Annotated in this window: 15 protein-coding genes, 1 rRNA gene and 1 pseudogene; 13 read left to right on the top strand and 4 right to left on the bottom strand. The window is 72.0% G+C overall.

The genetic code is table 11. The features are described 5' to 3' along the window. Positions 1-170 precede the first annotated feature (170 nt). The 3 genes and pseudogenes from rrf (at position 171) to ACIRP7_RS17340 (ending at position 2,455) form a co-directional block, all read left to right on the top strand. Positions 171-287: ribosomal RNA gene (gene rrf / locus ACIRP7_RS17350) — 5S ribosomal RNA — on the top strand. A 92-nt stretch (positions 288-379) separates the two neighbouring features. Beyond that, positions 380-1,588, top strand: a pseudogene (locus ACIRP7_RS17345) (hypothetical protein); the annotation flags it as partial. 30 nt (positions 1,589-1,618) lie between these two features. Continuing rightward, positions 1,619-2,455, top strand: coding sequence for a hypothetical protein (locus ACIRP7_RS17340; protein WP_403659596.1), 837 nt, complete (start codon positions 1,619-1,621; stop codon positions 2,453-2,455). A gap of 55 nt (positions 2,456-2,510) precedes the next feature. Here the strand turns inward: ACIRP7_RS17340 and ACIRP7_RS17335 are convergent, their stop codons facing one another. Beyond that, positions 2,511-3,803, bottom strand: a complete 1,293-nt coding sequence (locus ACIRP7_RS17335; protein ID WP_403659544.1) for a DUF1015 domain-containing protein — start codon at positions 3,801-3,803, stop codon at positions 2,511-2,513. Positions 3,804-3,875: 72 nt separating this feature from the next. Here ACIRP7_RS17335 and ACIRP7_RS17330 point away from each other — a divergent pair, with 72 nt between their 5' ends. The 4 genes from ACIRP7_RS17330 to ACIRP7_RS17315 all read left to right on the top strand — a co-directional run bounded on the left by ACIRP7_RS17330 (position 3,876) and on the right by ACIRP7_RS17315 (position 7,938). Then, positions 3,876-4,904 carry an HAD-IIA family hydrolase gene (locus ACIRP7_RS17330; RefSeq protein ID WP_403659541.1) on the top strand — a complete coding sequence of 343 codons (1,029 nt, stop codon included), beginning with the start codon at positions 3,876-3,878 and terminating at the stop codon, positions 4,902-4,904. Positions 4,905-4,994: 90 nt separating this feature from the next. Continuing rightward, on the top strand, positions 4,995-6,038 hold the full coding sequence (locus ACIRP7_RS17325) for a FecCD family ABC transporter permease (RefSeq protein ID WP_403659538.1): 1,044 nt from the start codon (positions 4,995-4,997) through the stop codon (positions 6,036-6,038). Further along, a complete protein-coding gene (locus ACIRP7_RS17320) occupies positions 6,035-7,072 on the top strand; it encodes a FecCD family ABC transporter permease (protein WP_403659535.1) in 1,038 nt (345 codons plus the stop codon). The genes ACIRP7_RS17325 and ACIRP7_RS17320 overlap by 4 nt, the downstream gene beginning before the upstream one ends. Then, positions 7,069-7,938, top strand: a complete 870-nt coding sequence (locus tag ACIRP7_RS17315; protein WP_403659531.1) for an ABC transporter ATP-binding protein — start codon at positions 7,069-7,071, stop codon at positions 7,936-7,938. The genes ACIRP7_RS17320 and ACIRP7_RS17315 overlap by 4 nt, the downstream gene beginning before the upstream one ends. A gap of 8 nt (positions 7,939-7,946) precedes the next feature. Here ACIRP7_RS17315 and ACIRP7_RS17310 read toward each other — a convergent pair whose 3' ends face one another. Continuing rightward, complete coding sequence (locus tag ACIRP7_RS17310) at positions 7,947-8,294, bottom strand: SCP2 sterol-binding domain-containing protein (protein WP_352390811.1); 348 nt, start codon at positions 8,292-8,294, stop codon at positions 7,947-7,949. A gap of 42 nt (positions 8,295-8,336) precedes the next feature. Between ACIRP7_RS17310 and ACIRP7_RS17305 the strand changes: the two genes are divergently transcribed. The 5 genes from ACIRP7_RS17305 to ACIRP7_RS17285 all read left to right on the top strand — a co-directional run bounded on the left by ACIRP7_RS17305 (position 8,337) and on the right by ACIRP7_RS17285 (position 13,903). Beyond that, the gene (locus ACIRP7_RS17305) at positions 8,337-8,642 is read left to right on the top strand and encodes a hypothetical protein (protein ID WP_403659528.1); all 306 of its coding nucleotides are present in this window, start codon (positions 8,337-8,339) and stop codon (positions 8,640-8,642) included. Between the two features lie 7 nt (positions 8,643-8,649). Next, positions 8,650-9,465 (top strand): TlyA family RNA methyltransferase, encoded by an 816-nt coding sequence (locus tag ACIRP7_RS17300; protein ID WP_403659525.1) that lies wholly within the window; start codon positions 8,650-8,652, stop codon positions 9,463-9,465. Then, positions 9,462-10,367, top strand: a complete 906-nt coding sequence (locus ACIRP7_RS17295; protein WP_352390814.1) for an NAD kinase — start codon at positions 9,462-9,464, stop codon at positions 10,365-10,367. Before ACIRP7_RS17300 ends, ACIRP7_RS17295 begins: the two co-directional genes overlap by 4 nt. Before the next feature lie 138 nt (positions 10,368-10,505). Then, positions 10,506-12,224 (top strand): DNA repair protein RecN, encoded by a 1,719-nt coding sequence (gene recN / locus ACIRP7_RS17290; protein ID WP_403659593.1) that lies wholly within the window; start codon positions 10,506-10,508, stop codon positions 12,222-12,224. Positions 12,225-12,766: 542 nt separating this feature from the next. Continuing rightward, positions 12,767-13,903: a glycosyltransferase family 4 protein gene (locus ACIRP7_RS17285; RefSeq protein WP_403659521.1), complete on the top strand. Its 1,137-nt coding sequence runs from the start codon at positions 12,767-12,769 to the stop codon at positions 13,901-13,903. On the opposite strand, the gene ACIRP7_RS17280 is transcribed toward ACIRP7_RS17285, so the two are convergent. After that, entirely contained in the window at positions 13,900-15,540 is a 1,641-nt protein-coding gene (locus ACIRP7_RS17280) for a PucR family transcriptional regulator (RefSeq protein ID WP_403659518.1), read from the bottom strand. The two genes, ACIRP7_RS17285 and ACIRP7_RS17280, sit on opposite strands and share 4 nt — an antisense overlap. A 55-nt stretch (positions 15,541-15,595) precedes the next feature. On the opposite strand from ACIRP7_RS17280, the gene ACIRP7_RS17275 reads away from it, so the two are divergent. Then, on the top strand, positions 15,596-16,558 hold the full coding sequence (locus ACIRP7_RS17275) for an LLM class F420-dependent oxidoreductase (RefSeq protein WP_403659515.1): 963 nt from the start codon (positions 15,596-15,598) through the stop codon (positions 16,556-16,558). Positions 16,559-16,613: 55 nt separating this feature from the next. Here the strand turns inward: ACIRP7_RS17275 and ACIRP7_RS17270 are convergent, their stop codons facing one another. Then, positions 16,614-18,416 (bottom strand): glycoside hydrolase family 15 protein, encoded by a 1,803-nt coding sequence (locus tag ACIRP7_RS17270; RefSeq protein ID WP_403659590.1) that lies wholly within the window; start codon positions 18,414-18,416, stop codon positions 16,614-16,616. Between the last annotated feature and the right edge of the window lie 245 nt (positions 18,417-18,661).

Here is an 18,661-nt window from a genome sequence, read left to right as displayed (position 1 = left end):
CCGGATCTGGAAGGCGGGTAACCGCTGGAGGTGACCGGTACTAATAGGCCGAGGGCTTGTCCTCAGTTGCTCGCGTCCACTGTGTTAGTTCTGAGACAACGAACAGTTGTCGGCTAGAGCTTGAACCACACAACAGAAAAGTGTGCTTGTTCGCTCGAAACCATTAGGGTTTCGGTGGTCATAGCGTGAGGGAAACGCCCGGTTACATTTCGAACCCGGAAGCTAAGCCTTACAGCGCCGATGGTACTGCAGGGGGGACCCTGTGGGAGAGTAGGACACCGCCGAACAATCTTTGGAGGACCCCTGGTCCCAGCGTTCAGCTGGGACCAGGGGTCCTTTTGTTTTTAGAATGCTTGCAGTACCGAAGACAGGAGTCACCATGTCCACCAACTCTCCCGACGACCGACCGGAGCGCGACCAGCGGCGACGGGACAGTGGTGACCGTGGTGACCGTGGCGGCTTCCGCCGCGACAACGACCGCGGTACCAGTGGTCGTGGCGGCAATGACCGTGGTGCCAATCGGGGTGGCGGCTACGTCCGCCGTGATGACCGCCCCAGCGACAACCGCGGCGGTGGCTACGCCCGGCGCGATGACCGCGACCGTGGTCCCCGTGGGGACGACCGCGGCGACCGTGGTGGTTTCCGTCGGGACGACAACCGTGCCGGCGACAGTCGTGGTGGTGACAACCGCGGCGGTGGTTATGGTCGGCGGGATGACCGCGACCGTGGTCCCCGTGGGGACGACCGCGGACCTCGCCCCGCGTTCCGTCGCGACGACCGTCCGACCGGGCCCCGTCGCGACGACCGGGGAGACCGGCCTGCCTTCCGCCGTGACGACCGCGGCGAGCGCGTAGAGCGCCGCGACAGCGACCGTGGCGGTTTCCGTCGTGACGACAACCGGAGCGGTGGGTACGTCCGGCGGGATGACAACCGTGGGGATCGTGGTGGTTTCCGCCGGGACGACAACCGTGCCGGCGACAGTCGTGGTGGTGACAACCGCGGCGGTGGTTATGGCCGGCGGGATGACCGCGACCGTGGTCCCCGTGGGGACGACCGCGGACCTCGCCCCGCGTTCCGTCGCGACGACCGCCCGACCGGGCCCCGTCGCGACGACCGTCCGACCGGGCCCCGTCGCGACGACCGGGGAGACCGGCCTGCCTTCCGCCGTGACGACCGTCCGACCGGGCCCCGTCATGACGACCGGGGAGACCGTGGGGATCGTGGTGGATTCCGCCGCGACGACAACCGCGGCAGCTACGAGCGCCGTGACGACCGGCGTGACGACCGTCGCGGCGATGACCGCGGGGACCGTGGTGGCTTCCGTCGGGACAACGACCGTCGCGACGACAACCGCGGCGGTGGCTACGCCCGGCGAGACGACAGCCGTGGCGGTGGCTATGTCCGACGTGACGACAACCGGGGCGAGCGAGGTGGCTTCCGTCGTGACGAACGGCGGGACGACCAGGGCGCCGGCCGCGGTGGGCCCCGTAGGGATGACCGTGGGGCGCGGCCCGGCGGGTTCCGTGGTCGGGACGACCGGCGCGGTGGCGATGACCGGCGTGGCGGTGGCGGGCGTTTCCGTGATGAGCGGGACCGCGACCGTGAGCCGATCAAGCGGCTGCCGATCCCCGAGGACGTCACGGGCGACGAGATCGACAAGGACGTACGGCAGGAGCTCCAGAGCCTGCCCAAGGGGCTCGCGGAGGATGTCGCCAAGAACCTGGTGATGGTCGCACGGCTCATCGACGAGGACCCCGAGGGCGCCTATGGCTACTCCAAGGTGGCCCTGCGGCTCGCGTCGCGTGTCGCGGCCGTACGAGAGGCGGCCGGGTTCGCGGCCTACGCCAACCAGAAGTACAGCGAGGCGCTCGCCGAGTTCCGGGCCGCGCGGCGGATGACCGGGAACGTGGAGCTGTGGCCGGTCATGGCCGACTGCGAGCGTGGGCTCGGGCGGCCGGAGAAGGCGCTGGACATGGCCGGGGCGCCCGAGGTGCACAAGCTCGACAAGGCCGGGCAGGTGGAGATGCGGCTCGTCGCCGCCGGGGCACGGCGTGACATGGGGCAGCTGGACGCGGCCATCGTGACGTTGCAGAGCCCCGAGCTGGCCTCCAACTCGGTGCAGCCGTGGACCGCGCGACTGCGGTACGCGTACGCCGACGCGCTGCTCGCGGCCGGTCGGGAGGGCGAGGCGCGGGAGTGGTTCGCCAAGGCCGTGGAGTCCGACAAGGACGGCAGCACCGACGCGTCCGACCGGCTCGCCGAGTTGGACGGGGTCGAGTTCGTCGACGCCTTCGCTGACGACGAGGTCGATGAGGTCGACGAGGTCGACGAGGTCGACGAGGTCGAGCCTGACGGCGAGGCTGCTGAGAAGGTCGTAGATGACGTAGATGACGTAGATGACGTCGAGGACGTCGAGGACGTCGAGGACGTTGAGGACGGCGACCTCAAAGACTGACGTGTGTTGTCGGTGAGCAAAGGGGCGGGATCCCGGGATCCCGCCCCTTTGTGCGTCATACGTCCAGTGCGCGCAGGACCAGGCCCGAGGCCGGTTTCGGGCCGAACGACGTCGACTTGCGGGGCATCGTGACGCCCTGGCGGGCGAGTTCGCGGACGACGTCCTCGCGGACCGGGTGCATCAGGACCGCCGTGCCACCGTCGCGTTCCGCCTTCTCGACCGTGGCGGCCGTGTCATGGATATAGGCGATGCGGGCGGGGTCGTCCTCGGGGATGTGCCAGACGTGGGCGAGGAGCGTGGCGTGCAGCACCGTGGCGTCCAGGGTGCGCCAGGCGGTGGGGCGGTCCGTGGGGATCGTGCGGGATAGCAGATCCGGGTCCGGGCGGTCCACGAGGTGGAAAGCGCCGTCGCCGGCGAGGAGGAAGGCGTTGCCCGCGCAGGCCGCGTCGGCGAGGGCGTCCAGGGCCTCGGCCAGGGGCATGTCGAGGTGTCGTACGCGGAAGAGGCCGTCGAGGAGCGCCAGGGACCGGGACACCGGGATGTCGTGCAGGAGGCGGTGGATGGCCCGGACGCGCAGGGGGTAGCGGACCGTGTCGACGAGGAGGACCAGGCCGTGGTCCCAGGGGCTGGGGGAGGGGTGCTCCGCGCGGACACGGCGGTAGGTCGCCCAGCGGTGGTGGCCGTCCGCGATGAGGGCCTGGTGCCGGGTCAGGTCGGACTGGATCCGGGCCACTTCGGCGGGATCGGTGATCGACCACAGGCGGTGGCTGTAGCCGTCCTCCGTGGTGGTGGCGAGGAGCGGGGGCTGCTCGGCCGTGCGCTCGATCGCGATTGTCGTGACGGACCCCGTGCCGTTGCCGCGGTAGGTCAGCAGCAGGGGCTCCAGGTTCGCGGAGGTGGCGCGCATGAGGGCCGCGCGGTCGGCGACGACGTGCGGCATGACGTCCTCGTGGGGCAGGACCACGCCCTCCGAGGGCTCCGACAGGCGCAGGGTGCCGATGATTCCGCGCTGGAGCAGGCCGGCGCCGTCCTGCTGCTCGTAGACGTACAGGCCGGGCTCCGGATCCGCGGTCAGGATGCCCTCGGAGAGCCAGCCGCGCAGGGTGCGGGCTGCCTGCTCGTTGCGTTCGGCCGGGGTCGTCGCCTGCGGGAGGATCAGCCGGACGATGTTGTACGGGTCGTTGGACTGGAGCTGGTGCAGGCCGTCGGGGCGGACCACGACGTCGTACGGCGGGGATGTCACGGCGGCCAGGCTGCCGACCCGGTCGGGGTCGTAGCGCAGGCCTCGGAACGGGGTGAGTTCCAGGCCTCGGCGCGCTGTTGCTTCCGGGTGACCTGCTGTGTTCATCCCGGCATCGTACGGGTGTCAGTGGCATGGGGGATGATCGGGGGAAAGCCGTCGAACGAGGAGCGATGCGGAATGAGCCAGCGCGTGAGGACGAGGTCCGAGGGCAGTGGGCAGGCCCTGAGCGAGGCGTACGACACCGCGCTGCTCGACCTCGACGGGGTGGTGTACGCGGGCGGGAACGCGATCGCGCACGCGGTCGAGTCGCTGGCCACCGCCCGCGAGGGCGGGATGCACCTCGCCTACGTCACCAACAATGCGCTGCGCACGCCCGACGCCGTGGCCGAGCACCTCACCGAGCTGGGCATACCGACGGGGCCCGATGACGTCATCACCTCCGCCCAGGCGGTCGCGCGGCTGATCAGCGAGCAGGTGCCGGCCGGTTCCCGGGTCCTTGTCATCGGTGGCGAGGGGCTGCGGGTGGCCCTGCGCGAGCGGGGGCTCGAGCCGGTGGAGTCGGCGGAGGACGATCCGGCGGCGGTCGTGCAGGGCTTCGGTGGGCCGGACCTGCCCTGGGGGCGGTTCGCGGAGGCCAGTTACGCCGTCGCGCGCGGGGTGCCCTGGTTCGCGTCCAACACCGACCTGACGATTCCGAGCGGGCGGGGGATCGCGCCGGGCAATGGCGCCGCGGTGGAGGTCGTGCGGATCGCGACCGGTGCCGAGCCGCAGGTCGCGGGCAAGCCGTTGCCTCCGATGCACCGGGAGACGATCCTGCGGACCGGCGCGAAGCGGCCGTTGGTGGTCGGGGACCGGCTGGACACGGACATCGAGGGCGCGTTCAACGGCGAGGTGGACTCGTTGCTCGTGCTCACCGGTGTCACCGACGGCGCCCAGCTGCTCGCCGCGCCGCCGCAGCACCGGCCGACCTATGTGGACGCCGATCTGCGGGGGATGCTCACCGGGCAGCCCGAGGTCACCGAGGCGGGAGAGGGCTTCCGGTGCGGGGGATGGACGGCGACGGCCGGGGAGGCGCGGCTGGAACTGGACGGTGACGGCGAGGCCCTGGACGGGCTGCGGGCACTGTGCGCGGCGGCCTGGACGGCGGCGGGGGAGAAGGCGTGCGAGCTGGACGGGGGCAAGGCGCTCGCCAAGCTGGGGTTGTGAGCCATCGGGGCGGGCAGGTCTCCGTGTGAGTCCACGCACGGTCGGTCCCCGGGACCGTGGCCGTTTGGCAGGGTAGGCTAACCTAACTGCGTGTTGGTCGACAGTCCTCCCGAACAGTGCGCGGAGACCGCTCCCGCGCCCCCAACCCGCCGTGCGGTACGAGTCCTTGGGCTCCTCGTCTCCGTCGTGATCCTGGTGCTCGTCGCGGTGGCGAGCATCGCGGTCGGGGCGAAAGGGCTGTCCGTGGCACAGGTCTGGCACGGACTGTTCCAGGACACGGGGACCTACGGCGACGTCGTGGTGGCCGACCGGCTGTCGCGGACCGTCCTCGGACTGCTCGCGGGCGCCGCGCTCGGTCTGTCCGGGGCGGTGCTCCAGGCGCTCACCCGCAATCCGCTGGCCGACCCCGGGCTGCTCGGCATCAACGCGGGCGCGTCCGCCGCGGTCGTCACCGCGATAACCTTCTTCGGCGTCACCTCGCTCAGCGGCTATGTGTGGTTCGCCTTTCTCGGCGCGGCCGCGGTGGGCGCCCTGGTCTGGTTCCTCGGCGGCAGCCGGGGTGCCACCCCGGTGCGGCTCGCGCTGGCCGGTACGGCGATCAGCGCGGCGCTGTACGGCTATCTCCAGGCCGTGATGATCACCGACGACCAGGCGCTCAACAAGATGCGCTTCTGGACGGTCGGTTCACTGTCCTCGGCGAGCAACTCGACCATCCTGCAGGTGCTGCCGTTCCTCGCGACCGGCTCACTCCTCGCCCTCGCGCTCGCCCGGCCGCTCAACGCGATGGAGATGGGCGACGACACCGCGAAGGCCCTCGGCGCCAACCTCAACCGCACCCGGGCGCTGGCCATGCTCTCCGCGACCGTGCTGTGCGGGGCCGCGACCGCCGCCTGCGGACCGATCGTGTTCGTCGGCCTGATGGTGCCGCACATCGTGCGCTCCTTCACCGGCCCCGACCTGCGCTGGATCCTGCCGTACGCGACCGTCCTGTCGCCCGTGCTGCTGCTGGGCTCCGACGTGATCGGCCGGATCGTGGCCCGGCCTGCGGAGCTCCAGGTCGGCATCGTCACTGCGCTCATCGGCGGGCCGGTCTTCATCCATCTCGTACGACGGCGGAGGACGGCGCAGCTGTGAGGACCAACCGTGCCATCAGGACCCCCGGCGGGCTCTCCCTGCGGCTGGACGTCCGGGCCGCTGTCGTCGTCGCCCTGATCCTGCTTGCCGCCCTCACCGCGAGCGTGGTGCTGATCGGGACCGGTGACTTCCCGATCCCCGCCGGGGACGTGCTCAAGACGCTGCTCGGGAACGGCAACGCCGGGCAGGAGTTCATCATCAACGAGCTTCGGCTGCCGAGGGTCCTCGTCGGACTGCTGGTCGGCGCCTCGCTCGGGCTCGGGGGCGCGCTGTTCCAGGCCATCTCCCGCAATCCGCTGGGCAGTCCGGACGTGCTCGGGCTCAGCCAGGGGGCGACGGCCGGAGCGCTCACGATGATCGTGCTGTTCTCCGGAAGCGCGACCCAGGTCACCTTGGGCGCGCTCGCGGGCGGTCTGGTGACCGGGTTCGCCATCTATCTGCTGGCCTGGAAGCAGGGCGTGCACGGATACCGGCTGGTCCTCGTCGGTATCGGTGTCTCCGCGATCGTCACGGCGGTCAACGGCTATCTGCTGACCAGGTCCACCCTCACCGAGGCGGCCCAGGCGGTCGTCTGGATGACCGGCTCCCTCAGCGGCCGGGACTGGACGCAGGTCTGGCCGCTGCTGTGGCTGTGCGTCGTCCTCGTCCCGTTGGTCCTCGCCAACGCGCGGGGCCTGCGGATGATGGAGATGGGCGACGACGTGTCCAACGCCCTCGGGGTGCGTGTCGAGCGCGTACGGCTGTTGCTGCTGGTCGCCGCCGTCTTGCTCACCGCCGCCGCCACCGCGGCCGCCGGACCGGTCAGCTTCGTCGCGCTCACCGCTCCGCAGTTGGCCCGCCGCCTCACCCGCTCGCCCGGCCCCAATCTGCTGCCGTCCCTGTGCATGGGCGCCACCCTCCTGGTCACCGCCGACTGGATCTCGCAGAAGGTCTTCGGCGCGGACCAGCTGCCCGTCGGCGTGGTCACCGGAGTCCTCGGCGGCGTCTATCTGCTGTGGCTCCTGGTCACCGAGCGCAAAGCGGGCCGGATATGAGTGCCGAGACCGTCCTCACCAGCGGACTGAACAACCCAAGGAGCACCGTGAACCGCCTGTCCGCCGACACCGTCACCCTCGCCTACGACCAGCGCGTCATCGCCGAGCAGCTGTCGGTGGAGATACCCGACCACTCCTTCACCGTGATCGTCGGCCCCAACGCGTGCGGCAAGTCCACGCTCCTGCGGGCCCTCTCGCGGATGCTCAAGCCCAGCCAGGGCAAGGTGCTGCTCGACGGGCAGGTCATCCAGTCGCTGCCGGCGAAGAAGGTCGCCCGCACCCTGGGTCTGCTCCCGCAGTCGTCGATCGCGCCGGACGGCATCACCGTCGCCGACCTGGTCGGCCGCGGCCGCTACCCCCACCAGGGCATCCTGCGCCAGTGGTCCACCGAGGACGAGCGGGTCGTCCAGGAGTCCATGCGGCAGACCGGGGTCGCGGAACTCGCCGAGCGGTACGTCGACGAGCTGTCCGGCGGCCAGCGGCAGCGGGTGTGGATCGCGATGGCCCTCGCCCAGCAGACCCCGCTGCTGCTCCTCGACGAGCCGACGACCTACCTCGACATCCAGCACCAGATCGACGTCCTCGACCTGTGCGCCGAACTGCACGAGGAGCAGGGCCGCACGCTGGTCGCCGTCCTGCACGACCTCAACCACGCCGCCCGGTACGCCACGCATCTCATCGCGCTGAAGAGCGGGAAGATCATCGCCGAGGGTACCCCGAACGACATCGTCACGGCCGAGCTGGTCGAGGAGGTCTTCGGACTGCGCTGCCAGGTGATCGACGACCCGGAGACGGGAACACCGCTGGTGGTGCCGGCCGCGCGCAAGGCACGCGTGCGCGTGGAGGCCGCCACGGAAGCTTCCTGATCAGGGATCTAGAGCAGCTTCCTGAGCTGGAACAGGTCCCTGAGGCCCGCCTCCAGCTTCACCCGGCCCGAACCCCAGGCCTTGGCGAAGTTCAGCTCGCCGTTCACCAGGGCTACCAGATCATCACCGGACATGGCCAGTCTGATCTGGGCCTTCTCCTTCGGAGGGCCCTCAAGGGTGTCGTGCACCACAATCCGGCCGCCGGTCATCCGGCCGACGAAGGTGACGTCGAGATCGGTGATGCGGCAGCTCACCGAGCGGTCCATGGACGCCGCCGTGGCGGCGTCCCCCTCGGCGTTGCGCATGTTGTCGGAGAGCTTTTCGAGTGCGGCGCGGCACTCCTCGATCGTGGCCATCGCGCTCGACGGTACCCCAGCGGTTCGGGGTAGCGTCTGGGCATGAGCGACGCAGTTCCAGAGCCTTCACAAGAGGGCCCGGTCGAACCCGCCGGGCACGACCCGGCTGCCCCCGCCCCTCTGAACGTCCCTCGCACCCCCACCGGCAACGCCGAGGTCGACGCCCAGCTGGAGCGGCTCGGTGACGCCGACCACCTCGCCACCGACGGCCACATCGAGGTGTACGAGGATGTACACCGGGGGCTGCGCGACGCGCTCACCGCGCTCGACGCCCGCCCGGGACCTCCGGCGCCCTCACCGTCGTATGACCAGAGGGCGCCCTCACCCTCGTATGGCACTAGGAGCTGAACCGAACGTGGCAGGAGTCGCACGCAACCGTCTGGACGCGGAGCTGGTCCGCCGGAAGCTGGCGCGCTCGCGCGAGCATGCCGGCCAGCTGATCGCGGCCGGGCGGGTCACCGTCGGCAAGACCGTCGCGACCAAGTCCGCCACCCAGGTGGAGACCGCGGCCGCGATCGTCGTGCAGAGCGACGACAGCGATCCCGGCTACGTGTCCCGGGGTGGGCACAAGCTCGCGGGCGCCCTTCAGGTGTTCGTGCCGCGGGGACTCGTCGTCGAGGGGCGGCGGGCGCTGGACGCCGGGGCATCCACCGGCGGTTTCACCGATGTGCTGCTGCGGGCCGGGGCGGCGCACGTGGTCGCCGTCGACGTCGGCTACGGACAACTCGCGTGGTCTCTCCAGAGCGATGAACGCGTCACCGTCAAGGACCGTACGAACGTACGCGAGTTGACGCTCGAAGCGATCGATGGGGAACCAGTGGATCTTGTCGTGGGGGATCTGTCCTTCATCCCGCTCGGACTGGTACTGCCCGCCCTGGTGCGGTGCGTGAAGCCGGACGCCGATCTGGTGATGATGGTGAAGCCGCAGTTCGAGGTGGGGAAGGAACGGCTGGGCAGCGGGGGAGTCGTACGGAGCACGCAGCTGCGGGCGGAGGCCGTGCGGGGAGTGGCCGAGAAGGCGGGGGAACTCGGGCTCGGGGTGAACGGGGTCACGGCCAGTCCGTTGCCCGGCCCCTCGGGCAATGTCGAATACTTTCTGTGGCTGCGTGCCGGGGCGCCGGCCCTGGACCCGGCCGATGTCGACCGTGCAGTGGCGGAGGGGCCCCGTTGAGCCAGAACCGAGCTCGTACTGTTTTCCTGCTCGCCCACACCGGGCGGCCCGCGGCCATCCGCAGTGCCGAGCTGGTGGTCAAGGGGCTGATGCGCTCCGGGATCGGCGTGCGCGTCCTGGAGTACGAGGCGGCCGACCTGCCGCTGCCGCCCGAGGTGCAGCTCGTCAAGGAGGCGACTCCGCAGTGCCTCGAAGGGTGCGAACTGCTCATCGTGCTCGGCGGTGACGGGACGCTGCTGCGCGGCGCCGAGTTCGCCCGCGCCTCCGGGGTGCCGATGCTGGGCGTCAACCTCGGCAGTGTCGGCTTCCTCGCGGAGGCCGAGCGGGACGATCTCGACAAGGTTGTCGACCGGGTGGTGACCAAGGCGTACGAGGTCGAGGAGCGGATGACCGTCGATGTCGTCGTTCACCGGAACGGGGACATCGTCCACACCGACTGGGCGCTCAACGAGGCCGCCGTGCAGAAGGCCGGTGCCGAGAAGCTGCTCGAGGTCGTGCTGGAGATCGACGGCCGGCCGGTGACGGGCTTCGGGTGCGACGGGATCGTGCTGTCCACGCCCACCGGGTCCACGGCGTACGCGTTCTCGGCGGGCGGGCCCGTGGTGTGGCCCGAGGTGGAGGCACTGCTGATGGTGCCGATCTCCGCCCACGCGCTGTTCGCGAAGCCGCTGGTGACCTCGCCGAACTCCGTGCTGGCCGTGGAGCTGCTGCCTCATATTCCGCCGGGTGTGCTGTGGTGCGACGGGCGGCGGACCTTCGAATTGCCGCCGGGGGCCCGGGTGGAGGTGCGGCGGGGAGCTGTGCCGGTGCGGCTCGCTCGGCTGCATCACGCTTCGTTCACGGACCGGCTGGTGGCGAAGTTCGCGCTGCCGGTTTCCGGGTGGCGGGGGGCGCCGCATTAGCGCTCCGTAGGGGGTGGCCCGGGAGCGTGGTGCCACTCACCGCCGTCGGTGGCCGCGGGGCGCTTCCCTCCCCTGGGTGACAGGGTGCCTCGCACAGAGCCACCCGGACCTCGTAAGGTCTTCACCGTGCTGGAAGAGATGCGGATACGGTCGCTCGGAGTCATCGATGACGCCGTCGTCGAGCTGTCGCCCGGGTTCACCGCTGTCACCGGTGAGACGGGTGCGGGCAAGACCATGGTGGTCACCAGCCTGGGGCTGCTGCTCGGTGGGCGGGCCGACGCGGCGCTCGTGCGGATCGGTGCGGAGAAGGCGGTCGTGGAGGGGCGGATCACCGTGTCCCCGGGCGACTCCGTCGTCGTACGCGCCGAGGAGGCCGGGGCGGAGCTCGACGACGGGGCGCTGTTGATCAGCCGTACCGTTTCCGCCGAAGGGCGGTCCCGGGCGCATCTGGGCGGGCGGTCGGTGCCCGTCGGGGTGCTCGCCGAGCTCGCGGACGAGCTGGTCGCCGTGCACGGGCAGACCGATCAGCAGGGGCTGCTCAAGCTGAACCGGCAGCGGCAGGCGCTCGACCGGTACGCGGGTGACGCCGTCGCCGTGCCGCTGGCCAAGTACACCGAGGCCTACCGGCGGCTGCGGGCCGTCTCCGGCGAGCTGGACGAGATCGTCACGCGCGCGCGTGAGCGGGCCCAGGAAGCCGACATGCTGCGGTACGGGCTCGACGAGATCGCGGGTGTGGAACCGCGGGCCGGTGAGGACGTCGAGCTGGCGGAGGAGGCCGAGCGGCTGGGCCATGCCGAGGCGCTGTCGTCCGCGGCCACGGCCGCCCATGCCGCCCTCGCCGGGAACCCCGAGGATCCCGAGGGCATCGACGCCGCGACGCTCGTGGCGGGCGCTCAGCGGGCTCTGGAAGCCGTACGGTCGCACGATCCGGCCCTGGCCGCGCTCGCCGACCGGATCGGGGAGATCGGAATCCTGCTGGGCGACGTGGCCGGGGAGCTCGCGGGATACGCCGACGACCTGGACGCCGACCCGCTGCGCCTTTCCGCCGTCGAGGAGCGGCGGGCCGCGCTCACCGCGCTGACCCGGAAGTACGGCGACGACGTGGCCGCCGTGCTCACGTGGGCCGAGCGCAGTGCCGCGCGACTCACCGAACTGGACGGCGACGACGAGCGGATCGACGAGCTGACCGCCGAACGGGACGCGCTCAGGGCCGAACTGGGCTGGCTGGCGCAGGCCCTGACGGATGCGCGCACCGAGGCCGCGGAGAGGTTTGCGGCGGCGGTGACGGCAGAGCTGGCGTCGCTGGCGATGCCCCACGCGCGTGTGTCCTTCGCGATCCGGCAGACCGAGGACCCGGACGGCGTGGAGGTCGGCGGGCGCGCGGTCGCGTACGGCCCGGCCGGTGTCGACGAGGTCGAGCTCCTGCTCGCCCCGCACCCGGGCGCCCCGCCGCGGCCCATCGCCAAGGGTGCCTCCGGTGGTGAGCTCTCGCGCGTGATGCTGGCCGTCGAGGTCGTGTTCGCCGGGACGGACCCGGTGCCGACGTACCTCTTCGACGAGGTCGACGCCGGTGTCGGCGGCAAGGCGGCGGTCGAGATCGGGCGGCGTCTCGCGCGGCTCGCGAAGACCGCGCAGGTCGTGGTGGTCACCCACCTGCCGCAGGTCGCGGCCTTCGCCGACCGGCAGTTGCTGGTCGAGAAGACGAACGACGGGTCCGTCACCCGGTCCGGTGTGAAGGTGCTGGAGGGCGAGGAGCGGATTCGGGAGCTGTCCCGGATGCTCGCCGGGCAGGAGGACTCGGAGACGGCCCGGGCACACGCGGAGGAGCTGCTGGCCACGGCCCGGGCGGACGCGTGAGGGTACGTCCCTCCAACTCACCTCCCCCTCCCGCCTGACGTCGCCGGCATGGCTGCCCTTCGCGCCAGGGCGCCGGGCCCACGTCCGCCCTGGCGGTGGCCCTGAGGACGGGGCGGATCCGGCCCGCCGCGGGGCGTACGACGACCTCGCCGGGCCCCGTCGGCGGGGTTCCGGGCGCATCTGGCCGCGCTGCGCACGGTGAAATGACCAGCGGGTCCGTCACGTTGTTCGGGATTCGGCGGGCGCGTGGAGCGGTGAGTCGTACTTCGGGTGCGGGGCGGTGGGGGTTTGCCGCGCAGTTCCCCGCGCCCCCTCAGGTCGGGCACCGTCAGGTCGGAACCAGGTTCCGTCACTCGTGTGAGTGACACCGACTCGCCGCACACGCCCGTCCCCCGTTCTCCGCATGCACGGAACACCCGTACGTCCTGGCATCCTTGGCAGAGAACCCATCACGCGTAGGAAGCGCGCGGTACACCCCTCCGCTCGACACCTTCTGTACGTTTCCTCGTGACCGTCCGACCCGAACCAGGAGCCCCGGCCACGTGACCCCCGTGAGCAGCCACTCACCGCACGGCCAGTCGCCGCTGCGCACCGTGCAGGTGCTGGGCGGAGGCAATGCCGGCAGCAGCGCGCATGTGCGCTCCCTGACCTCGGGGCTCGTCGCGCGGGGCGTGCGGGTCACGGTGTGCGCCCCGGCCGAGGCGGACCGTGCCTACGACTTCACCGGGGCCGGTGCCGACCATGTGCACGTGCCGCGCAGCAGCGATCCGACCTCCGTGGCCGTGCTGCGGGCGGTCTGCGCGGACGCCGATCTGGTGCACGCGCACGGACTGCACGCCTCGTTCCGCGCGGTGCTGGCGCTCAGCGGGAGGCGGACCCCGCTCGTCGTCACCTGGCACGACCGGGCGTACGCCGAGGGAGCGCGGGCCCATTTCGTGCGCCTCCTGGAACGCCGGGTCGTGAAGGCCGCTTCCGTGGTGCTCGGGTCCACCTCGGTACTCGTGGACCGGGCCCGCAGGACCGGTGCCCGGGACGCGCGGCTCGCCGCCGTCGCGCTGCCCGGGCCGCGCGCAGCCGTCGAGCAGGAGGACCCCGACCGGCCGCGGCCCAAGGTGCGGGCGGAACTCGGGGCCATCGGGCGTCCGTTGCTGCTGGCGGTCGGTGCCCTGGAGCGGCACAAGGGCTACGAGACCCTGCTGGACGCCACACGCGCGTGGCGCCTTCTCGACCCCGTGCCGCTGGTCGTCGTCGCGGGCGAGGGTCCGCTGCGGCCGGTCCTGCAGAGCCGTATCGAGGAGGAAGGGCTGCCGGTCCGGCTGATCGGGCGGCGTGACGACCTCTCCGAGCTGCTCTCGGCCGCCGATCTCGCGCTCCTGCCCAGTCGTTGGGAGGCGCGCTCGGTGCTCGCCCAGGAAGCCTTCCACGCGCGGGTGCCGCTCGTCGCGACCGAGGTCGGCGGGATCCCCGAACTCGTCGGCGACGCGGCCGAACTCGTCCCGTACGGCGACCCGGAGGCCCTCGCCGAGACCGTCCTGCGGCTGCTCGGCGATCCCGAGCGCCGGGACCTGCTGAGGGAGCGGGGCATCCGGCAGGCGGCCACGTGGCCCACGGAGGACGAGACCGTCGCGCAAGTGCTGAGCGTCTACGACGAGTTGACCCAGCCCCGGCCCCTCATCTAGGGCACGTGTCTGCGCGCCCGCAGCGCCAGGCTCAACGCCAGCACCGTCTGCGGGTCGTCGAGGTCCGTGCCCAGCAACTCGCCGATCCGGGCGAGGCGGTTGTAGAGCGTCTGCCGGTTGAGATGGAGTTCGCGGGCCGTCTCCGCCTTGCGGCCCGCGTGGGCCAGGTAGGTCTCCAGGGTCGGCAGCAGCGGCGGCTTGGAGCGGTGGTCGTGGACGCGCAGCGGGCCGATGGCGCGGTCCACGAAGGCAGCGAGGTCCGGGTGCTCGCGCAGCCGCCACAGGAGCAGGTCGATGTCGAGGCGGCGGGCGTCGTACCAGGGTCGGTCCGACAGGCCCTGCGCCGCCGTCGCCGTCTCGGCCGCGTGGCGCAGGCCCGCCGAGGCCGCCGTCCAGCTGCCGGCGACTCCGACGACCACGACCGGTGGCTGGGCGCCCGGCCGTTGCATCCCGGCCCGCTCCACGCCCGCCCGCAGGGCCGCCGCGACCCGGTCCGCGACCGCCGGCCGCTCCGACTCCGAGCGCAGACCGAGCAGGACCAGCACCCGGCCCTCGACCGGCCGTACGCCCAGCAGGACCGGCACGCCGACCGCGGCCAGCTCCTCGGAGACCGCCCGGGCCAGCACCGCCCAGCCACCGCCGGGAGCGAGAGCGTCACCGAGCCGCATCACCACGGGCAGCAGCGGGCCGGTGCCCGGCTTGAAGCCCAGCACGCGCGCCTGCGCCGGCGCGTCCTCCGGGGTGATACGGCCCTCCGCGAGGTCGGTCAGGAAGTCGCCGCGGCCGCGTGCCGCGAGCTCCTCCTCCTGACGGGCCTGCATCAGGACGACGGCCAGGATGCCCGCCGCGCGCTCGGCCGCCATGCGGTGCACCGGGGCCAGCGGGGCCCGTACCGGAAGCAGGACCAGCCGCGCCCGTACCGACCCCGTGCCGGGCCCGCCCCCGGGCACGTCCACGAGGGCCGAGCCGGACGGCGGAGCGTCCTTGTGCTGGCCCCTCAGCCCCTCCCACACCTGGAGCGGGTCCGCGCCCTCGGGGCCCTCCCCGGCGGCGTACAGGAGCTGCCCGTCCGTCGTCTCCAGGAAGACCGGGTTGCCGCTGAAGTCGGCCAGGATGCCGAGGACCTGCGGGATGCCGCCGCCGCCCAGCAGGGCCTCGGTACAGCGGCGGTGCACCTCCTCGGCCCGCTGGAGCAGTGCGTAGTGGCCGTTGACGATCTCGGTGTGGATCTCCTCGGTGACCGCCACGAACGGCACCTCGCGGTGCAGCTGGACGAGCGGCAGGCCGGTCGCGCGGGCCGTGTCGACGAGGGCCGCGGGCAGCCGGGCGAAGCGCGGGCCGAGCTCGACGACCAGGGCCGCGATCCCGCGCTCGGCCAGGGTGCGCACGAACGCGCGCTGTTCGGCCGGACGGGTGCCGAGACCGTAACCGGTGGTCAGCAGCAGCTCCCCGCCCTTCAGCAGCGAGGCGATGTTCGGCACCTCGCCCGCGTGCACCCAGCGCACGGTCCGCTGCAGCCGGTCCGCGCCCGCGAGGATCTCCGGGAGCCCGCTGCGCAGACCGGGCAGCTCCAGCGCGCGCTGCACGGTGATCCCGGCGCCCTGGGTGTCGAAACCGCTGTTCGTGCCGCTGTCCATGAGCCGGACGCTACCCGAGGCGTGCCCGGTGCCGCGGCGGGGTAGCGGCCGGTGCATGGACTTCAGCGTGGTGGCCGTGGCACGGGAGGACGACAGTGCGGTCGAGGAGCCGCTGCGGGTGGCGGTGGCCGCCGACCGGCTCGGGTACCGGGAGGTGTGGGCCGGGGAGGGCCCGACGTGGGACTCCTTCGTCCTCGCCACCGCGATCGGGCGGGCCACCGAGCGGGTCGCGCTGACCGCGGGGCCCGTGCCGGTGAACGTACGCGACGCGTACACCACGGCCCGCGGTGCCGCCTCGGTTGCGGCCCTCGTCGGCCGGCCGGTCGGGGTGGCGCTGGGCACGTCCAGCAAGCGGGTGGTCGAGGCCGTGCACGGCCGGCCCCGGGCGCGGCCCGCCGCCGTACTGGAGGAGCAGGCGGCAGCCCTACGACGGCTCCTGCACGCCACTGCGGGCGAACCGGTCGTGCCCGGCAGCCCCTTCCGCCGTCGGCTGCCACCGCCCGGAGGGCCCCTCACGGTGGCCGCGTTCGGGCCCCGCGCGATCGCCACGGCCGGCGCGCACGCCGACCGCATGCTGCTGGACGTGGTCTCCCCGGAGCAGGTGCGGGCGTTGCGCGCGCTGCTGGACGCGGCGGCTCGGAAGGCGGGCCGTACGCCGCCCACGCTCGCCGCCTGGCTGCCTGCGGCCGTCGACCCCGACCCGCGGTCGCTCGCGCAGGTACTGGGCAGCATCGCCGGATACCTGACGGTGCCGGGCTACAGCGAGGTCTTCGCCGCGGCCGGGTTCGGTCAGGCGGTGCAGCTCGCCGCGAGCGGGGCGGACCGGGAGACCCTGGTGCGGGCCCTGCCCGAGGCGGCCGCGGGCACGGTTGGGCTGGTGGGCGACCTGGACGCCGTACGGGCACGGATCGACGCCTACCGGGAGGCCGGGCTCGACGAGATCGCCCTCGTGCCGGCCACGGCCGGGGACCCGGGCGGCGAACGCACGCTGACGGCGCTCGGGCCTGGAGGTTCCTGACGCCGGAAGGGGGGTGTGCCCCATGGGGCACACCCCCCTTCCGCGCAGGTGCTGTTCAGCCCCCGTACGCCCCCGACGCCGTCAGACGCAGGGCCGTGTCGATCAGCGGGACGTGGCTGAAGGCCTGCGGGAAGTTGCCGACCTGGCGCTTGAGACGCGGGTCCCACTCCTCGGCGAGCAGTCCGAGGTCGTTGCGGAGCGAGAGGAGCTTCTCGAAGAGCTTCCTCGCCTCGTCCACCCGGCCGATCATCGCGAGGTCGTCCGCCATCCAGAACGAGCAGGCCAGGAAGGCTCCCTCGTCGCCGGGGAGGCCGTCGAGGTTCTCCTCGCCGCCGGAGGTCGGGTAGCGCAGGATGAAGCCGTCCGAGGTCGAGAGCTCCCGCTGGATCGCCTCGATGGTGCCGATCACGCGCTTGTCGTCCGGGGGCAGGAAGCCCATCTGCGGGATCAGCAGCAGGGAGGCGTCCAGCTCCTTCGAGCCGTAGGACTGCGTGAAGGTGTTGCGCTCCTTGTCGTAGCCCTTCTCGCACACGTCCCGGTGGATGTCGTCGCGCAGCTCGCGCCACTTCTCCAGCGGGCCGTCCGCGTCACCGGACTCGATGAGCTTGATGGTGCGGTCTACGGCGACCCACGCCATCACCTTGGAGTGCACGAAGTGCCGGCGCGGCCCGCGCACCTCCCAGATGCCCTCGTCCGGCTCGTCCCAGTGGTCCTCGAGGTAGCGGATCAGCTTGAGCTGGAGCAGGGAGGCGTAGTCGTTGCGGGACAGGCCCGTCATGTGGGCCAGGTGCAGGGCCTCGGTGACCTCGCCGTACACGTCGAGCTGGAGCTGGTGGGCCGCGCCGTTGCCGACCCGGACCGGGGCGGAGTTCTCGTAGCCGGGCAGCCAGTCCAACTCGGCCTCGCCCAGTTCCCGTTCGCCCGCGATGCCGTACATGATCTGCAGGTTCTCCGGGTCGCCGGCGACGGCCCGCAGCAGCCACTCGCGCCAGGCGCGGGCCTCCTCGCGGTAGCCGGTGCGCAGCAGCGAGGACAGGGTGATCGCCGCGTCGCGCAGCCAGGTGTAGCGGTAGTCCCAGTTGCGCACGCCGCCGACGTCCTCCGGCAGCGAGGTCGTCGGCGCGGCCACGATGCCGCCGGTGGGGGCGTACGTCAGCGCCTTGAGGGTGATCAGCGAGCGGATGACGGCCTCGCGGTAGGGGCCGTGGTACGTACAGTGCTCGACCCACTCGCGCCAGAAGTCCTCGGTGGCCTCCAGCGACTGCTCCGGTTCCGGCAGCGGCGGCGGCTGCTTGTGCGAGGGCTCCCAGGAGATGGTGAACGCGATCCGGTCACCCGGGGCGACCGTGAAGTCCGAGTACGTCGTCAGCGACTTGCCGTAGGTCTCGCAGTCGGTGTCGAACCACACCGAGTCCGGGCCCGCCACGGCGACCGTGCGCCCCTCGTGCTTGTGGACCCACGGCACGACCCGGCCGTAGGAGAACCGCATCCGCAGGGCCGAGCGCATGGGCACGCGGCCCGAGATGCCCTCCACGATCCGGATGAGCTGCGGGGCGCCGTCACGCGGGGGCATGAAATCGGTCACTCTGACCGTGCCGCGTGACGTGTCCCACTCCGATTCCAGGATCAGGGAGTCGCCGCGGTAGGTGCGCCGGGCGGCGGTGGGGGGCTCGGCGTCGGCCGCGTGAGCGGGGCCCAGGCGCCAGAAGCCGTGTTCCTCTGTGCCCAGCAGGCCGGCGAAGATGGCATGCGAGTCGAAGCGGGGCAGGCACAGCCAGTCCACCGTGCCGTCCCGGCAGACCAGGGCTGCGGTCTGCATGTCTCCGATGAGTGCGTAGTCTTCGATGCGCCCGGCCACGTGCAACTCCAGTCGAACGGCCACGTCGCCCCCGGTAGGAAAGGGGGCTGTCGCTTGGTGCGGTCAAGGGGGTGGTTGTACTGCGTCGTTGAGCGGTGAAGCAAAACAGGCCTGCCGCTGTGAGGCAAAACGACAACTGCTGCTCAACGAACTGACGAGCTCTCGTTGTTCCGGCGCTCACGGGTGGGGTGGTCCCGAGTTTTCGGCCGGGCTCGGCAGTGAGTGTCCGAGCAGGATACGACGCA

Source organism: Streptomyces sp. NPDC102270 (assembly GCF_044766405.1).
GTDB lineage: Bacteria > Actinomycetota > Actinomycetes > Streptomycetales > Streptomycetaceae > Streptomyces.
The sequence above is the reverse complement of the archived record's forward strand: the minus strand, read 5'-3'. Positions and strand labels throughout refer to the sequence as shown.

Bases quoted from the DNA above. Each gene is read 5' to 3' on its own strand.
- recN (WP_403659593.1), top strand. From the start codon at position 10,506: ATGCGGATACGGTCGCTCGGAGTCATCGATGACGCCGTCGTCGAGCTG.
- ACIRP7_RS17315 (WP_403659531.1), top strand. From the start codon at position 7,069: ATGAGTGCCGAGACCGTCCTCACCAGCGGACTGAACAACCCAAGGAGC.
- ACIRP7_RS17305 (WP_403659528.1), top strand. From the start codon at position 8,337: ATGAGCGACGCAGTTCCAGAGCCTTCACAAGAGGGCCCGGTCGAACCC.
- ACIRP7_RS17310 (WP_352390811.1), bottom strand. From the start codon at position 8,294: ATGGCCACGATCGAGGAGTGCCGCGCCGCACTCGAAAAGCTCTCCGAC.
- ACIRP7_RS17275 (WP_403659515.1), top strand. From the start codon at position 15,596: ATGGACTTCAGCGTGGTGGCCGTGGCACGGGAGGACGACAGTGCGGTC.
- ACIRP7_RS17280 (WP_403659518.1), bottom strand. From the start codon at position 15,540: ATGGACAGCGGCACGAACAGCGGTTTCGACACCCAGGGCGCCGGGATC.
- ACIRP7_RS17330 (WP_403659541.1), top strand. From the start codon at position 3,876: ATGAGCCAGCGCGTGAGGACGAGGTCCGAGGGCAGTGGGCAGGCCCTG.
- ACIRP7_RS17335 (WP_403659544.1), bottom strand. From the start codon at position 3,803: ATGAACACAGCAGGTCACCCGGAAGCAACAGCGCGCCGAGGCCTGGAA.